14 protein-coding genes are annotated in these 16,482 nt (G+C 70.8%); 8 read left to right on the top strand and 6 right to left on the bottom strand.

The window, feature by feature from the left end; translation table 11 throughout:
* The first annotated feature begins 104 nt into the window (after positions 1 to 104).
* The 6 genes from CV755_RS03275 to CV755_RS03255 all read left to right on the top strand — a co-directional run bounded on the left by CV755_RS03275 (position 105) and on the right by CV755_RS03255 (position 4,290).
* Positions 105 to 1,259: an alpha/beta hydrolase gene (locus CV755_RS03275; RefSeq protein WP_109278569.1), complete on the top strand. Its 1,155-nt coding sequence runs from the start codon at positions 105 to 107 to the stop codon at positions 1,257 to 1,259.
* A gap of 256 nt (positions 1,260 to 1,515) precedes the next feature.
* On the top strand, positions 1,516 to 1,647 hold the full coding sequence (locus tag CV755_RS36610) for a hypothetical protein (RefSeq protein WP_277751774.1): 132 nt from the start codon (positions 1,516 to 1,518) through the stop codon (positions 1,645 to 1,647).
* Positions 1,623 to 1,841, top strand: coding sequence for a hypothetical protein (locus tag CV755_RS35765; RefSeq protein WP_241560949.1), 219 nt, complete (start codon positions 1,623 to 1,625; stop codon positions 1,839 to 1,841). Before CV755_RS36610 ends, CV755_RS35765 begins: the two co-directional genes overlap by 25 nt.
* Positions 1,838 to 3,085, top strand: a complete 1,248-nt coding sequence (locus CV755_RS03265; protein WP_193553336.1) for an MFS transporter — start codon at positions 1,838 to 1,840, stop codon at positions 3,083 to 3,085. Before CV755_RS35765 ends, CV755_RS03265 begins: the two co-directional genes overlap by 4 nt.
* A gap of 84 nt (positions 3,086 to 3,169) precedes the next feature.
* On the top strand, positions 3,170 to 3,748 hold the full coding sequence (locus CV755_RS03260) for a flavodoxin family protein (RefSeq protein WP_109278568.1): 579 nt from the start codon (positions 3,170 to 3,172) through the stop codon (positions 3,746 to 3,748).
* 50 nt (positions 3,749 to 3,798) lie between these two features.
* Complete coding sequence (locus tag CV755_RS03255) at positions 3,799 to 4,290, top strand: VOC family protein (protein WP_109278567.1); 492 nt, start codon at positions 3,799 to 3,801, stop codon at positions 4,288 to 4,290.
* 23 nt (positions 4,291 to 4,313) lie between these two features.
* On the opposite strand, the gene CV755_RS03250 is transcribed toward CV755_RS03255, so the two are convergent.
* The 3 genes from CV755_RS03250 to CV755_RS03240 all read right to left on the bottom strand — a co-directional run bounded on the left by CV755_RS03250 (position 4,314) and on the right by CV755_RS03240 (position 9,444).
* Positions 4,314 to 6,341, bottom strand: a complete 2,028-nt coding sequence (locus CV755_RS03250; RefSeq protein WP_109278566.1) for a DUF8189 domain-containing protein — start codon at positions 6,339 to 6,341, stop codon at positions 4,314 to 4,316.
* Between the two features lie 65 nt (positions 6,342 to 6,406).
* Positions 6,407 to 7,822 carry a DUF8189 domain-containing protein gene (locus CV755_RS03245; protein WP_241560948.1) on the bottom strand — a complete coding sequence of 472 codons (1,416 nt, stop codon included), beginning with the start codon at positions 7,820 to 7,822 and terminating at the stop codon, positions 6,407 to 6,409.
* Between the two features lie 101 nt (positions 7,823 to 7,923).
* Positions 7,924 to 9,444, bottom strand: a complete 1,521-nt coding sequence (locus tag CV755_RS03240) for a DUF8189 domain-containing protein (protein WP_109278564.1) — start codon at positions 9,442 to 9,444, stop codon at positions 7,924 to 7,926.
* A 653-nt stretch (positions 9,445 to 10,097) separates the two neighbouring features.
* On the opposite strand from CV755_RS03240, the gene CV755_RS03235 reads away from it, so the two are divergent.
* Both CV755_RS03235 and CV755_RS03230 read left to right on the top strand, forming a co-directional pair.
* Complete coding sequence (locus CV755_RS03235; protein ID WP_109278563.1) at positions 10,098 to 11,714, top strand: phospholipase D-like domain-containing protein; 1,617 nt, start codon at positions 10,098 to 10,100, stop codon at positions 11,712 to 11,714.
* Positions 11,715 to 11,805: 91 nt separating this feature from the next.
* Positions 11,806 to 12,735: a D-alanyl-D-alanine carboxypeptidase family protein gene (locus CV755_RS03230; protein ID WP_109278562.1), complete on the top strand. Its 930-nt coding sequence runs from the start codon at positions 11,806 to 11,808 to the stop codon at positions 12,733 to 12,735.
* Between the two features lie 49 nt (positions 12,736 to 12,784).
* On the opposite strand, the gene CV755_RS03225 is transcribed toward CV755_RS03230, so the two are convergent.
* The 3 genes from CV755_RS03225 to CV755_RS03215 all read right to left on the bottom strand — a co-directional run bounded on the left by CV755_RS03225 (position 12,785) and on the right by CV755_RS03215 (position 16,385).
* Positions 12,785 to 13,723 carry an alpha/beta fold hydrolase gene (locus tag CV755_RS03225; protein WP_241560947.1) on the bottom strand — a complete coding sequence of 313 codons (939 nt, stop codon included), beginning with the start codon at positions 13,721 to 13,723 and terminating at the stop codon, positions 12,785 to 12,787.
* 85 nt (positions 13,724 to 13,808) lie between these two features.
* Entirely contained in the window at positions 13,809 to 15,086 is a 1,278-nt protein-coding gene (locus CV755_RS03220; protein WP_109278561.1) for a wax ester/triacylglycerol synthase domain-containing protein, read from the bottom strand.
* Positions 15,087 to 15,125: 39 nt separating this feature from the next.
* Positions 15,126 to 16,385 (bottom strand): glycosyltransferase, encoded by a 1,260-nt coding sequence (locus tag CV755_RS03215; RefSeq protein ID WP_109278560.1) that lies wholly within the window; start codon positions 16,383 to 16,385, stop codon positions 15,126 to 15,128.
* Positions 16,386 to 16,482: the final 97 nt, after the last annotated feature.

Raw genomic sequence — 16,482 nt, 5'->3', positions numbered from 1 at the left:
CTACCCCGGTATCACCCGGCGGTTGGCCCCGCGGTGTGATGCCGGGCCGCGCACCCCCTCCTTACGTTCTCCCCGCCACCGCACGGAACGAGGGAGACACATCCATGCGCCGCTTCAAGCGCACGCTGGTCGCCGCCGCGCTGACGACCACCGTCATCGCGGGTACGGCGGGCTGGGCCACCGGCAACCAGCAGCAGGCCGTCACCGGTCCGCCGCCGGGCACCGCCGCCTGGCGGGCGGACCACCTCCCGCACCGCGACCTGCCGGACCCGGCCACCGCGGCCCCCGCCGCCGTGGCCCGCTTCTTCGCCTCCCTCACCGAGGCCCAGCGCCAGGAGCTGGCCGCGCGTCACCCGCTGGTGGTCGGCAACCTGGACGGGGCGCCGCCGGCCCTGCGCTACCGGGCCAACCGATGGGCGATCGGCGCCGAGCAGGCCAGGGAACGGAGCCGGGCGGCCGATTCCTCCCTCGCCCCCTATGAGCGGCAGGCCGCGAGCGCCCTGGCCGAGCGCTACCGCGAACTGCTGGCGCCCGGACGGCAGATCCTGGCCTTCGACCCGCGCGGCCGGGGCCAGCTCGCCGAGGTCTACGGCGACCTGGCCGCGGCCCGGCGCACCGCGGTGGTGGTGCCCGGCTCGGACATCGACCTGGCCTCCTTCGACCGGCGGCACGACCCCTATGGCACCCCCGCCGGAATGGCCCGTTCACTGCGGGCCGAGATGGCCCGGCAGGCACCGCATATTCCCAACGCGGTGATCGCCTGGGCCGGTTACACCACCCCGGTGGGCCTGGGCCTGGACGCCGCCACCGGCCGGCTGGCCCGCGCGGGCGCCCCCCGCCTGGACCGCTTCCTCGCCGGACTGGCCACTACCGGCGGCCCGGCCCCGGCCGTCTTCTGCCACAGCTATGGCTCGGTGGTCTGCGGGCTGGCCGCCCACAACCTCAATGGCACCGAGGCCGGTGACCTGGTCGTCCTGGGCAGCCCCGGGGTACACGCCGACTCCGCGGCCGGCCTGCACACCGGGGCCCGGGTCTGGGCGGTGCGCCGCGACCACGGCGACTGGATCGGAGACGTCCCCCATGTCGAACTCCTCGGCCTGGGCCATGGCGCCGACCCCACCACCAAGGACTTCGGCGCCCGCCGGGTCTCCTCGGCCGGCGCCCATGGCCACACCGGTTACTTCGCCCCGGGCACCGAGTCGCTGCGCAACTTCGGGCGGATCGCGCTGGGGGAGTACGGGGCGGTGAGCACGGGCTGAGGGCCGGGGCCGGGCGTCGCTCCCGGCGCTCGACCGCCAACTTCTCTTCGCGAAAACCTCTTTGCGAAGAGAATTCGGCGGTCCAGAGTCCCCTGGCGTGACGGAAAACGACCAACCACCCCGGTCCACCGGCTCGGTTGGGGCCGGACCCGGCAGTCGATGCGATGCTGGACGCCAAGGGGCTGCGCGCCCTGGCCCACCCCCTGCGCGTCCAAAGGCCGCCCACCAGGCGACCTGGTTCAGCGACAAGGAGCTGATGGAGCAGGAGCCGGAGGCCACCGCCGCCTTCTTCGCCTCCATCGCCGGGGTGCATGCCCTGCGCATCCAGCTCGCCCTGGCCCAGCTGCCGTTGATGCCCCGCGCATGGCGTCACCGGCTGGGCCCCTGAACGACTGGCGGCTGCGCCTGACCCCGGAGGAGGCCGGGCGCCTGGCCGGGGAGCTGCGCGCCGTGCTCGCCCGCTACCGCATGGACGCCCCGGAGATCCCGGCTCCCGCCGACGCCCAACCCGTTCTGCTGGTCACCCACTTGCTGCCCGAGCCGGAGACAGCGGAGGTGCCCCAAGAGCGGGACCGGTCGTGAAACCGGCCGTCCGGCCGCGGCCGGACACCACCGGACTCCCCGGAACCCGCCGCCCGCTGGCCGGGCTGCTCGCCGCCACGGCCGTCTCGCTCACCGCCACCCGGGTGTCCGCCATCGCCCTGCCCTGGTTCGTCCTGGTCACCACCGGCATCGCCACCCGCACCGGGCTGGTCGCCCCGTGCGAACTGGCCCCCTATGTGCTGGTGAAGACGCTCTCCGGTCCGCTGCTGGACCGCACCGGCGCCCGGACGGTCTCCTGGACCATGGACGCGCTGAGCGCCGGCGCCGCCGTGCTCATCCCGCTCTCCCAGGCCCTGGGACTGCTGCGCTTCCGGTTGCTGCTGGCCCTGGTGGTACTGATCGGTGCCGCCCGTGGCCCCGGTGACCTGGCCAAGGACGCCATGGTCCCCGAGGCGGCCGGCCGCGGCCGGATACAGCTGGAGCGCGCCACCGGATTCACCGGGGTGGTCGAGCAGTCGGCCGCCACCGTCGGGCCCGCCCTGGGCGGTGCGCTGGTCGCCCTGGCCGGACCGATGACGGCGCTGTACGCCAACGCCGCCTGTTTCGCCCTGGGTTCACTGATCGTCATCTTGGCTCTCCCGCGCGGAATGGGCCGGGCCACCGCCCCGTCCCGGAATCGGACCGGCTACGCCCGGCAGTTGAGCGAAGGGCTCCGCTTCCTGCGGGGTGAACCCCTCCTGCTGACCATCGCCTGTGTGGCCGGCTTCACCAATCTGCTCAACGCGGCTTTCCAGCAGGTGCTGTTGACCGTCCGGGCCCAGCGGTCGGGCCATGGCCCGACCGTCATCGGCATCGACAACGCTGCCTTCGGCGCCGCCGCGGTGGGCGGCGGGACGGTGGCCGCCGCGCTGGCCCACCGGCTGCGGCGGCGGCCGGTCTTCTTCACCGGCTATCTGCTCAGCGGCCCGCTGATGTATCTCGGCCTCACCACCGGCGGCCCGCCCTGGCTGGTCGCCCTGTTCTTCGCGGTGGCCGGGCTGGGCGCCGGCTTCCTCAATCCCATCCTGGGCGCCATCTCCTATGAGCGGGTGCCCCGGCTGATGCTGGGCCGGGTCAGGGCTTTGAGCAGCGGCATCGCCTGGGCGGGCATCCCCTTCGGCGGCCTGCTCGCCGGCGGCACCCTCGCGGCCATCGGGCTCACCCCGGCCCTGCCGGCGGGCGGCGCGGTCTATCTGCTGGCCACCACGCCGGCCGGACTGCGGCCGGAGTGGCGGGAGATGTGAGCCCATGCCGGAATGGACGTCCGGTCCCTGGATGTTGAGGCGATCACCGGCGCCGGTCCGGTCGCTCAACGGAGGAGATCCAGCATGACCCGTCAGTTCCTTTTCCTGCTCGGCAGCGCGCGCACCGGAGGCAACACCGAGGCCCTGGCCCGACGAGCCGCCGAACACCTCCCGGCCGGGGCCGGGCAGCGGTGGCTGCGCCTGAGCGAGCTGGAGCTCCCCGACTTCGAGGACCTGCGGCACTCCGCCGGGCGTTCCTTCGCCGAACCGGTGGGCGCGGAGCGGCTGTTGCTGGACGCCACCCTGGAGGCGACCGACCTGGTGATCGTCTCGCCGCTGTACTGGTACAGCGTCTCCGCCCACACCAAGCTGTACCTGGACTACTGGGCCGGCTGGCTGCGCCGCGGCGAGCTGGACTTCCGCAAGCGGATGGGCGGCAGAACGCTGTGGGCGGTCAGTGCCCTCAGCGAGGAGGACCCCTCGGTGGCCGACCCCATGCTGGGCACGCTGCGCCTCTCCGCGCGCTATATGGGCATGAACTGGGGCGGCGGCCTGCTGGGCTATGCCAACCGGCCGGGCGACATCACCGGGAACGCACAGGCGCTGGCCGAGGCGGAGAAGTTCTTCCTGGGAACGCCGGTGCGCCAGGAACCGGCGGCCTGACGGGCGCCCCGGGCCCAACTCCCTGCCCTCGCCTGCCCGATCATGGGTGGATGAGCGCCTTCTACTACCATGTGTGCTTCGCCGTTCAGGACATCGAAGCGGCGATGGACGACTTCCAGCGCGCCGCCGGGCTGGAGTGGAGCGAGCCGGTGTCCGACCGCATCGGCGAGTGGGACTTCCGGATCGCCTTCACCACCGGCGGGCCCCCGTTCATCGAGCTCATCGAGGGCCCCGCGGGGAGCCCCTGGGACTCCTCCGCCGGGTCCCGCTTCGACCACCTCGGCTTCTGGACCAGCGACCTCGACCAAGGATCCCGGCGCCTGACCGAACAGGACCTGCCACTGGACTTCTCCGGCTGCCCCTACGGCCGTCCCTTCGCCTACCACCACCTGCCCGCCGTCGGCACCCGCATAGAACTCGTGGACCTCGCCCGCCAGCCGGCCTTCCTGGCCAACTGGCAGCCGGGCGGGGCGCCGATGCCGGCCATAGTGGAGGGGGACCGGGGACGGCGCGAAGGGGACGGGCGCCCGGGGCCGGGGTGACGCCCCCGGGCTGAAGGACGACCTCAGTAAGCGGGACTGCTCGATGGTACGGGCGCAACCACGCGGTCACCGAACGCGGTCCACGGCCGCCAGCCGCTACCGGGCTGGTCCTGTACGCGGGTCCGCAGCCGGCCCTCGGTGGTGACGGCGAAGAGGTGAATCCGTCCGGTGGCGTCGATGGCCGCCGTGGGCGTGGCGGCGAGCCGGACGCCGGGCTCGCCGAAGTCGCCATCGGGTACCCAGCTACCGCCGGGTGCGGCTTGCCGACCGTGGCTGAGCCGAGCTCCGCCGGGTGACAGGGCGAAGGCCTCAAGCCTGCCGTCGGCGCCGAGGGCGAGTGCCGGAGCCGCGTCCGTCCAGCCGAACATCGGTTGCCAGTCGTCCCAGCCACCACTCGGTACGGTCTGGCGCCGGTAGTACGTCGCCAGGCCGGACGGGGCCGTCGCGACGACAGTGAGCCTGCCGCTGCCGTCGCCTGTCACGCGCGGCGCGGCCCCGGCCGCGGTGCCGAAGCGGCTCCACTGCGCCCAACTCCCGTTGGGTGCTTCCTGCCACCGGTGGTAGATGCCGGAGCCACCGGGCGAGAGGGCGAAGACCTCCAGCCGTCCGTCGGCGTTCGCGGCGACGACGGGAGGTGCGCCCGCAGGCCCGCCGAAGCCGCCGTCCCACGCGTCCCAGGCCGGCGAGCCGTGGGAGCGCTGCCATCGCCGGGCGATGGCCGTGCCGCCCGGCCCCAGGGCGAAGACCTCCAGCCGTCCGTCGGCATTGCGGGACACGGCCGGGGCGGCGCCTGCCGCGCCACCGAACTCCTCCCAGTCCTGCCAGCCGCCGTCCGGACGCTGCACCCGGTGACGCAGACCGGCACCGTCCGGAGCAAGGGAGAACACCTCCAGTCTGCCGTCGGCGTTGCGGCCGAGTGTGGGAACCGCTCCGACCGGTTCGCCGAACGGCTCCCACCGCGACCATGTGCCGGACCGCGGGTCGAGTTGGACGCATCGCAGCAATGAACGGTCGCTCGCATCCAGCGCGAAGACGTTCAGTCGGCCCTCGACATCCAGTCCGGCGACCGGGTTGTCGGCGCTCTGCCAGGGCGGTGGTGTGTCCCGCCACTGCAAGGGGGCCAGGTACAGCCCCTGCTGAAACCAGCCCGCGGCACTGGCGTGCCACTGTTGTCCATCGGTGACCAACTCGACGGCGTGTCCGGACACATGGCCCGCCCAGCCGTCGAGGCCGAAGGAGAACGGATTTCGGGACGCGAACACATCGGTACCGTCGTAGCCGTTGCGCGGCCCGATGAACAGGTAGTACCAGCCGTCCCGCTCGACGACGAAGGGTGACTCGGTGACGGATACCGTCGCGGCGGTGGTCGCGTCGGTGAACGCGGTTCCCGGTTCACTCCAGTGCAACAGATCACCGGAGCGCCGGAAGGCCACCACATGCCGGCCGTCCTGGCCGGAGAGTTCGGTGTAGTACATCACCCACTGACCGTCGGTCCGCAGCACCATCGGGTCGCGCGCGACGCGCCCCCGGAAGAGCGGCCCGGTCGGGACTCGCGTCCAGGCGAACAGGTCGGTGGAAGTGGCCAGGTTGATCGCCGCACCGCTGCGGCCGCCGGCGGCGTAGAACATCCAGTATGTGCCGTCCGCCTCGATGACGTGCGGCGCCCACAGATGTTCCTCGCCGAAGTAGGCCGGGTCGGCTGTCAGCGCGTCGCGGTGTGTGGTCCACGGTCCGTGGAGGTCGGGCGCGGACGCATGGGCCAGGGAGATTTCCTTTGCGCTGTCGGGAGCCTGCCCGGGAGGCGCGCTGGTGCCGACGATGCTGAACAGGTGCCACCGGCCGGATGCGTTGATCAGTGTGTGATCGTTGAGATAGCGCTGACCGTCGGGGGTGGACGGATCGTAGATGTGGGCGAAGGGCCCTGCACCGATCCATTGGTGGGGCGGGGGCGATGCGGCAGTGGCGCCCGCGGTGCCGCCGGCTCCCCACAGGGCCAGTGCGCCCGCCGCGGCGGAGCCCTGGAGCAGGTGACGTCTGCTGATCGGACGCATAAGTCCTCCGGGAGGGATGCCGCGCCCGGCCAGGACTTGTCACCCTGGCCGGGCGCGGTGGCGAATCAGGTGATGGGGGGACCGGAGGTGCTGTTGACCCAGTCCCACTGGGACCAGGTGCTGAAGCCGGTCTGCCATCTGTGGTGGACCCCGGCCTGGCTCGTCCCGAAGACCTCGATGCGACCATCGGCATTGGTGCCCGCGTTGACCTCGGTGCCACCCGTGCCGAAGTTGTCCCAGTCGCTGTAAGGAGCGTTCAGGCCCTTCTGCCAGGTGTGCATGGCGACATCACCATTGACGGCAAAGACCTCCACACGCCCGTCAGGACTGCGGCTGCTGGTGAGCTGGGCATTCACGGGGCCGTGCGTGGGCTCCCAGCCCGACCAACTCGTGGGGTTGTTCTGGTACTTGTGGAACACTCCCTCGGGCCCGGAGGCGAACACCTCGAGGCGGCCATCCGCATTGTGGTTGACGGTCATGTCGTGACCGCCGCCGCCGAAGTCCTCCCACTGCGACCAACCACCATTGACGGCCGTCTGGTACTGATGCCGGAACGTGTTCCCATTGAGCGCGAATACTTCAAGACGCCCGTCAACAGACTTCTCCATCTTCAGGCGACTGCCGGCAGGACCTCCGCCGGTGGGTTCCCAGTTGGACCAGCCGCTGTTGGGGGCGTTCTGGTATTTGTGGAAGATTCCCGTTGGGCCGGAGGCGAATACCTCGATACGGCCGTCGGCGTTGACTCCGGCGGTGAGGCTGTTTCCGCCGGTGCCGAAGGGTTCCCAGTCGGACCAGGTTCCGGAGGGGGAGAGTTGGTAGCGGTGCTGGGCGGTGTCGCCGTTGATGGCGAAGGCTTCCAGGCGTCCGTCGGCATTGGGTGCGATGGCGAGTCGTGCATTGCCCGGGCCGCCCAGTCGCTCCCACTCCGACCAGTTGCCGTTCACCTGTGACTGCCAGGCGTGGTGCACGCCGTCCGCCCCGGCCGCGAACACCTCCAGCCGGCCGTCGGCCGACCGCGCCGACACCACTCGGCCCGACTCCACCGGATATACCAGCGGCGCGGGTCCAGTGCCCGGGTTCCCGAGACGGGCCACCGCGGCGCGTGCCTCATCCATATGCCGCAGATGAGCCCCTTCCTGGTAGGTGGACCAGGGCTCCCAGTTTCGCCCGCCGTTGGAGATGCGGTAGGCCGCGTTCGCATTGCATTGGGCGTTGTAGGCGCAGTCGTCGTCAACCTCCTTATGCCAGTAGTTGTTTATCTGCCACAGCCCGCGGTCGGTCGATGCCGGGCTGTTGTTGGTCGTATTGGACGCGGCGGGGTTGCAGCTGGACTCGGCCAGTGCGACGGCGACGGCGAGTTCCAGGGCCTGGCCGCGCCAGCCCGCGTTATAGCCGACCTGGGCGCACAGATCACTCGGGGCGGCCTGCGCCGGTGAGGCGCCGGTGAGCACACCCGCCGCAACAAGCAGCGCGGCCAACATCGATAATGCGATGCGGTGGTAAGCGCCTCGTGCCGGCGAAGTCGTTCTCGCTCGCCGGGAGCGCGGATATCTTCTCATCTGTTGCCTCTTGAGATGGCGAATCAGGTGATGGGGGGACCGGAGGTGCTGTTGACCCAGTCCCATGGGGACCAGGTGCTGAAGCCGGTCTGCCATCTGTGGTGGACCCCGGCCTGGCTCGTCCCGAAGACCTCGATGCGACCGTCGGCATTACTGGCGGCAGTGATCGCGGTGCCGCCGGTGCCGAAGTTGTCCCAGTCGCTGTAAGGAGCGTTCAGGCCCTTCTGCCAGGTGTGCATGGCGACATCACCATTGACGGCAAAGACCTCCACACGCCCGTCGGCGGTACGGCCGCTGGTGAGCTGAGCATTCACGGGGCCGTGCGTGGGCTCCCAGCCCGACCAACTCGTGGGGTTGTTCTGGTACTTGTGGAACACTCCCTCGGGGCCGGAGGCGAACACCTCGAGGCGGCCATCCGCATTGTGGTTGACGGTCATGTCGTGACCGCCGCCGCCGAAGTCCTCCCACTGCGACCAACCACCATTGACAGCGACCTGGTATTGGTGCTGAAAGAGCTTGTCGTTGAGCGCGAATACTTCAAGACGGCCGTCAGGAGCTTTCTCCATCTTCACCAGGCCGGCAGCAGGACCTCCGCCGGTGGGTTCCCAGTTGGACCAGCCGCTGTTGGGGGCGTTCTGGTATTTGTGGAAGATTCCCGTTGGGCCGGAGGCGAATACCTCGATACGGCCGTCGGCGTTGACTCCGGCGGTGAGGCTGTTTCCGCCGGTGCCGAAGGGTTCCCAGTCGGACCAGGTTCCGGAGGGGGAGAGTTGGTAGCGGTGCTGGGCGGTGTCGCCGTTGATGGCGAAGGCTTCCAGGCGTCCGTCGGCATTGGGTGCGATGGCGAGTCGTGCATTGCCCGGGCCGCCCAGTCGCTCCCACTCCGACCAGTTGCCGTTCACCTGTGACTGCCAGGCGTGGTGCACGCCGTCCGCCCCGGCCGCGAACACCTCCAGCCGGCCGTCGGCCGACCGCGCCGACACCACTCGGCCCGACTCCACCGGATACACCAATGGCGGCGGCCCGGGGCGCTGTCCCGGCGTGCACGGGATGACCACCCCGCGTTCTGCGAGATAGGGAATGGGGTCTATGCCATGGCTCATGCTGGTGTCGCGGCGCACCCGCAGATGGAGATGAGGGCCGGTGGCCTCGCCTTCGGCACCCATGAGCGCAATCTGCTGACCTGCCGTGACATGATCGCCCACTGCGACGTCCCGCTCATACATGTGCCCGTACTCGGTCACCGTTCCGTCGGGGTGCAGAATGCGGATCCACTGGCCATAGCCCTGGGCGGGGCCGGAGTTGATGACCTCGCCGTCGCCTACCGCATAGATCGGCGTGCCGCGGGCATTGGCGATGTCGATACCGTCGTGGTCCCGGGCTCCGCCATAGGGATCGGAGATAAAGCCGGCCGCCGGGCAGGAGGCGGCGAATCCGGCGGCTTGGACAGCGGCGGCCGGGGACGTGGTCACCAGCGACAACAGCAGGGCGACTGCTGTCGCGAAAGCGAAATGCACTGAGTATCGGGAAAGACCATGAAGCATGTGCTATTCCTCCCCGCCAGGGGGTATTCCGGGATGTGCAGATGGGCTGCGCCGGCTCGAACAGCCCGGCCCCGACAGTGGGCGTTGTGAGGGCGAAGGCCCCGAGGACGGCGCGGGAGCCAAGGTGGGTTGTCAGTTGTGGATGTGGTGGTACGGGTAGGCCAACCCGCGGGGGGCGCTGACGGTCAGGCGGGAGTGGTGGAACGAGCTCGACGAGACTGCCGAACCCTGCGCACCGGTAGCCACAGCCGATGCGTCCCACTACACGCGACTCGGGTTGTCCAGACCATCTGGAACGTTCCGGAGGGGATCCATGCCGGACGGCAACTCGCAACTGGACTTCTCGCAATTCAACACCGCTGCGGTGACCATCGCCGGTGCCGAACAGCAACTGCGCCTGAGCGAAGGCGCGTTGAAGCCATACCACGGGTGTGTACCAGGGACAGGGCGACCTGGGCCCATAGCGCTTGGGGAGCCCGGAAGCTCGGCAACCTGCCCGGAATGAGGCGCGGTTGGCAGGGCAGCCGGGGCTTGGGCGGGGCCCACTGCCGCTCCGCAGGTGCGGCTGGTGCCTTCTGCCCAGTTGATCAGGAGATGACGTTAAAAGTTCAACTCATCACGCCAATCGCCTATATATCGTCAAAGGATTGAGCATGTTCCGCCACAAGCCCGCCCGCTTGGCTTCGCTCGCCGTGCTGACGGCCGTCACCGTCAGTACCCTCCCGGCCGCTCCGGCGGTGGCCGGTGAGGAGGGGGGTGCCCCGCATCTGGATGCCGTAGAGCGCACGCTGCGGCAGGTCTCGCCCGGGCTGGAGGGGGATGTCTGGCAGCGTACCGACGGCAACCGGCTGGATGATTCGGGAGGCCGGAGCGGCGACTGGCTGTTGCAGACGCCCGGTTGCTGGGGGGACGACCGGTGCGCTGAGCGTCCGGGCAGTGAGCGGCTGCTGGAGAGGATGCGGGAGAACATCGCCGGGGCGCGGCACACCGTGGACATCTCCACGCTGGCGCCGTTCCCCAACGGGCGGTTCCAGGAGGCCGTGGTGGCCGGGCTCAAGGCGGCCACCGGGAAGGGGAACCGGCTGAAGGTGCGGGTGCTGGTGGGGGCCGCGCCGGTCTACCACCTCAATGTGCTGCCCTCCGTCTACCGGGACGAGCTGTGGCGCGAACTGGGCAAGGAGGCGGCCGGCCGGGTGGAGCTGAATGTCGCCTCGATGACCACCTCCAAGACCGCCTTCTCCTGGAACCACTCCAAACTCCTGGTGGTGGACGGCAGGTCGGCGGTCACCGGCGGCATCAACGGCTGGAAGGACGACTATCTCGACACCGCCCATCCGGTGACGGATCTGGACATGGCGCTGACCGGTCCGGCGGCGGGCACCGCCGGGCGTTATCTGGACCGGCTCTGGGGGTGGACCTGCCGCAACAAGGGCAATGTGGCCAGCGTCTGGTATGCGGCCTCCCGGGGCACCGGCTGTATGGCGAAGCTGGCGGGAGAGGCCGGTTCCGGGGCCGGTGCGCGGAGCGGTGCCATACCGGTGCTCGCGGTGGGCGGACTGGGGGTGGGGATCGAGAAGCGGGACGAGAAGTCCGTCTTCCGGCCGCGTGTTCCCGAGGCGTCCGACACCCGGTGCGGGGTGGGGCTGCACGACAACACCAATGCGGACCGCGACTATGACACCGTCAACCCCGAGGAGAGCGCACTGCGCACCCTGGTGGAGAGCGCGAAGAAGAGCGTGCTGATCTCCCAGCAGGACCTCAACGCCACCTGCCCGCCGATCGCCCGCTATGACGTCCGGCTCTATGACGCCCTGGCCGCCAGGCTGGCCGCCGGGGTCAACGTCCGCATCGTGGTCAGCGATCCCGCCAACCGGGGCGCCGTCGGCAGCGGAGGCTATTCGCAGATCCGCTCGCTGTCGGAGCTCGCCGAGGCGCTGCGGGGCCGGCTGGAGCGGATCACCGGGGACGGGGCGAGCGCCCGGCGGGCGATGAACGGGCATCTGCAACTGGCCTCGTTCCGCAGCTCCGACGCCCCCAGGTGGGCCGACGGCCACCCCTATCCGCTGCATCACAAGCTGCTGCTGGTGGACGACTCCACCTTCTACATCGGCTCCAAGAACCTCTATCCCTCCTGGCTCCAGGACTTCGGCTACCTCGTGGAGAGCCCGGCCGCCGCCGCCCGGCTGGAGAAGGACCTGCTGGAGCCGGAGTGGCGCTGGTCCCGGGCCACCGCCCTGTTCGACTACGAGCGCGGCATCGGCGTCAACTAGGCGGCCAACGGATTTCCCGTCGCGCCGGAACGGGTGCCACCATGCGGTCGCGCCTGAACACCACCCGACCGACAAGGAATCTGGAGTCTCAATGGAGCCACGTGGGGGCAGTGCGGTCCACCGCTGGACGGCGGCGCTGACCGCGTCCACGGCTGCCCTGGCCGTCGCACTTCCGGCCGCCGATGCCAGTGCCGAACCCCAGGCCGGCGGTCCCGCCGGGATCGGCGCCCAGGGCGCCTATCTGCTGGACAGCGGCACCGGCCGCCAGTTGTGGGGCAAGAATGCCGAGGTGCGGCGGGAGGTGGCCAGCACCACAAAGATCATGACGGCGGTGGTGGTGCTGGACGGCCACACCGATCTGAACAAGCAGGTGGCCATCAAGCAGTCCTACCGCGACTATGTGGTCAAACACGGTGCCAGCTCCGCCGATCTGCGCACCGGGGACAAGCTGACCGTACGGCAGCTGCTGTACGCGCTGATGCTGCCCTCCGGCTGCGACGCGGCCTATGCGCTGGCCGACTCGCTGGGCAGCGGCGGCAGCGAGGCCCAGCGCACCAAGTCGTTTATCGCCAGGATGAACAAGAAGGCCGCCGAACTGCATCTGAAGAACACCAAGTTCGACTCCTTCGACGGAATCTCCTCCGGCGGCAACCACTCCACCCCGCGTGATCTGGCGGTGCTGGCCCGGCATTCGCTGGGCAACAGCACGCTGGTCACGGTGATGAAGGCAATGAGCACCAAGCAGAAGGCGCTCAACCGCAACCGCGTCTACACCTGGTACAACACCAATAAGCTGCTGGGTTCCTACGAGGGCGTGTTCGGGGTCAAGACCGGCTCCACCCGGGCCGCCGGACCCTGCCTGGTGTTCGCCGCCAAGCGGCACGGCCGTACGGTCATCGGCGTGGTGCTCAACGACCCGGCCACCCGCTACCAGGACGCGGCCAAGATGCTGGACTACGCCTACCACACGCACACCAAGTTCGTACTGCGCCAACTGCCTCCGGCGGCCCACGAGGACTGAGACGGCCACTCCCGCCCGGCCCCGGCCACCGGGGGCCGGGCGGGAGTGGTCAGTTCTCGGCGCTGGCGCGCGGCCCCGGCAGCGGACGGCGGGCGGTCCGGCCCGGATACTCCACCGGGTGGCAGTACTCCAGGCCGGCCAGCGGTGCGCCGGAGAAGAACCGGCCGAGCAGATCCACCAGTTCGGCCGGCCGCTCCAGATGGACCAGATGGTCGGCGTCCTTGAAGGTGGTGAACCGGACATCGCTGAACCGGCAGGCGGCCTCCCGGCTGAGCGCCGGGGTGGTCAGCGGGTCGTGCTCCCCGGTCGCCACCAGCACCGGCACCCGGATCGCCGGGGTGTGCGGCAGGCCCGGCATCCGCAGCAAACGCTCGGTATTATCACGGTACTTGACGATGTCCTCCGCACTCAGCTCGTGCAGCGCCCGGGTCAGACAGCGCACGGCGGTGGGACGGCGGCACACCGTGATCTGGGGTGCGGAGCACATCATGACGTCCAGCACATTCCGGACGAACTCGCTACGGTCGTCCCCCTCGGCCAGCCGCAGCAGATGGGCGATACGGCCGCGCACATGGCCGGTCAGATGGGCCATGGTGCCCAGCAGGGCCAGCCGTTCGACCCGGTCCGGACAGTGGTGCGCCCACTGGTAGGCCACCCCGCTGCCATAAGAGGCGCCCATCACATTGACGGTGGACGGGGCCACCTTGCCCAGCAGCTGCTCCAGCGCCTCGGCCAGGAAATCGAAACCGTGCCGGGAGGGCAGCCGGTCGGCGCCGCCCCAGCCGGGCAGATCCACCGTGATCACACTGGCCTCGCGCAGCAGACCCTGCTCCAACCGGCCCCAGCCGCGCTGGTGTTGAAAGGCCCCGCCGACCAGGGCGATGGGCGCCATGGTGGCATTGGGCTGGTGGACGATGCGACCGCTGTATGCGTAACCGCCGAGGGTGAGAGGAATGTACTCTTCCAGCAGCGCGGTACGCGAAGTCACTGTTGGTCTCCTTTGTGGGGTTTCATCCTTGACAGTGAAACGACCGGCGTGCTGCGGACGTTACTGCTCAAGGCCATGGCCACGGTCAGGGCCGCAGGGCCCGGATCTCGTCCCCGATCAGCATGGGGAGCCGGGCGGCCAGGGCGCGATGGGCGTGGTCGCTCACCGCGGTGATCGTCACCGCGGTGTCATGCAGCGTCATGGTGAGCGCCAGCGGATGCCCCGGGCTCAGCGGTGACAGGCCGGAGAACCCGGTGAGTTGGGCGTCGCCCAGGGTCAGCGGCCCCAGATGGCTGGCCAGGCTGCTGCACAGCAGCGAGGAGTACAGCGGGGAGTCGGCATAGCGGCCCAGCGCCTCGCCCAGCGCGTTGGTCCGGTGCGGGCGGGAGGAGACCAGCAGCGCCTGGGCGCGGGCCCGCCGGTGCAGAGCGGCCCGCCGGGTGAACCGGTCCAGGGCGGCCAGCCGTTGCTCCGGACGGCGCCGGACGGGCAGCGGCACCCGCACCGTCGCATAGTGGTTGCCCAGCGCCACCGCCTCGCCCGGGGTACGGACATCCACCGGCACCATGGCGCACACCCCCGGCAGCAGCGGCAGCCGCCCCAGCAGTCCGGCCGAGCGCAGCGCCCCGGCGGTCGCGGCCAGGAAGACGGCATTGGCCGAGGCCCGGCCGGAGGCCAGCGAGTCGCGGGCGATGCCCAGTTCGTCCCTGGTCAGCCGGGACCAGCCGACCGCCCGGCGGGCGTCCACCGGCCCATGGAAGGGCAGCGGCCGGGCCCGGGGAAGGGCATCGGCCAGCGCGCGGGCCAGCGCCGCGCGCCGGGAGGGCCCCTGGGGCAGTGGACGGCGCAGCAGCCCCGGCCGCTCCGGACGGCCGTCGAACAGGGCGCACATCAGGCTGATCAGCGACTTGCCGTCCAGCAGGGCGTGATGGGCGCGCAGCAGCAGGGCGAAGCCGTCCGCCGCCGGCAGCAGATGCAGCTGCCAGGGCGGCCGGCCGGGGCCCAGCGGCTGGGCGAGCAGCTGGGCCACCCGTGCCTCCAGCGCGGGGCCCGTCTCCTCCGCCAGCACCTGGCCGGCCATGTCGAAGCCGGTGACCGGGGCCCAGCGGGGCCAGGAGTCCGGCGCGGTATCGCATACCGGGGTCAGGGTGAGCCGTTGATGGCGTTTCCAGCGGTCCCCGGCCAGCTCCCGCAACTCCGCGAGGGTGGGCGGGGTTCCGGTGCACCAGGCCAGCAGCCCGGCGGTCATACACATGGCGCCGCTGCTCTGGTGCCGGTACAACCAGGCGTCCAGCGGCGGCATATCGGCCGCCGCGGCCACTCCGGCAACCGGAGCGGGGTGCAACAGGGGTGTGGTGGTCATGAGTTGTCCTTGGTTCCGGTGGGAGAGAGTAGGGATGAGTTACTTCTGGGACGAACGGGCGGGGAGTTGGGCCACCGCACGGGCCACCGCCCCGGCCCCGTCCTCCCGGGACAGCCGGCCGGCCAGGTCCCGGGCCCGCCGGGCATAGCGGGGTTCGCGCAGTGCCAGGGTCAGCGTCTCGGCCAGCCGGGCCGAGGTCAGCCGGGCATGCGGCAGTACCCGGGGGCTCACCCCCAGGCGCACCAGACGCCCCGCCCACCAGGGCTGGTCGGTGAAGACGGGTACCGGGACCGCGGGCACCCCGGCGCGCAGTCCGGCCGCCGTGGTCCCGGCGCCGGCGTGGTGCACCACGGCCGAGGTACGTGGCAGCAGCCAGCCATGCGGCAGCGAACCCACGGTGATCACCTCGTCATTGACCACCGAAAGCCCCGCCCAGCCGGACTGGACGATTCCGCGCCGTCCGGCCCGGCGCAGCGCCCGGGCGGTGATATCACCGAGCCGGGCCGGGTCACCCGGCATCATGCTGCCGAAGCCGATGAACACCGGTGGCGGTCCGGCCGCCAGGAAGTCGCGGACCAGGGCGGGTGGTTGCCACTGCGGGCACTGGTGCGGCCACCAGTAGCCGGCGATATGCAGTCCGGGGCGCCAGTCGGCGGGCCGGGGAATGACCGAGGGACTGAATCCATGCCAGACCGGCCAGAGTTCGCGCTCCCGTTCGGCGCGCAGCAGCCGGGCGCCACGCGGGGTGAGGCCCAGCCGGGTGTGCAGCCGCCGGGCGGCGGCGTGGTAGAGCCGGTCCAGTACGGCGTTGGCGGCGCGGCCGCGCAGCCGGTTGCCCGGGCCCGGCGGCCGCCAGGGGAGCACACAGGGGGCGAAGGCCGAGGTGGGGACGTCGGGCTGAAGGAAGACGCCCATGCTGCGGATGCCATGGTGCCGGGCGATCACCCGCCCCAGGGGGGCAGTCAGGGTGGACAGCAGGATGAGGTCGGCGCCGGGGTCCACCGCGGCGAGCAGACCGTCCACCAGGGCGAGCGCGGCCCGTTCGGTGGCGCGCGCCAAAAGCATCAGGGCGCGCGGTGATTGTCGCGCGCCCTCAATACGGCTGTGCAGATTGATCAGTTCCTCGAAGGGATCCGGCTCCAGCGGACGGGTGGGCAGTCCGCAGCAGCCGGCCAGCGCGGCGAACTTCCCATGGGTGACCAGCTCGACCTCGTGCCCCTCGGCCGCCAGCCGGTGGGCCAGCCCGGTGTAGGGGGCCACGGAACCGGTGGTGCCCGCCGTGATGATGTCGATGCGCATGTCCGGCCTTCCCGCCCGCCGGGACCGGCCGACGTGCCACAAGTCGAGTGCCTTACGCATCAACGAGACGGCACCCGGGCCGGATACGGCACGGGTG

The organism is Streptomyces orinoci (assembly GCF_003121295.1).
In the GTDB taxonomy this organism is placed as follows: Bacteria; Actinomycetota; Actinomycetes; order Streptomycetales; family Streptomycetaceae; genus Streptomyces; species Streptomyces orinoci.
The sequence above is the reverse complement of the archived record's forward strand: the minus strand, read 5'-3'. Positions and strand labels throughout refer to the sequence as shown.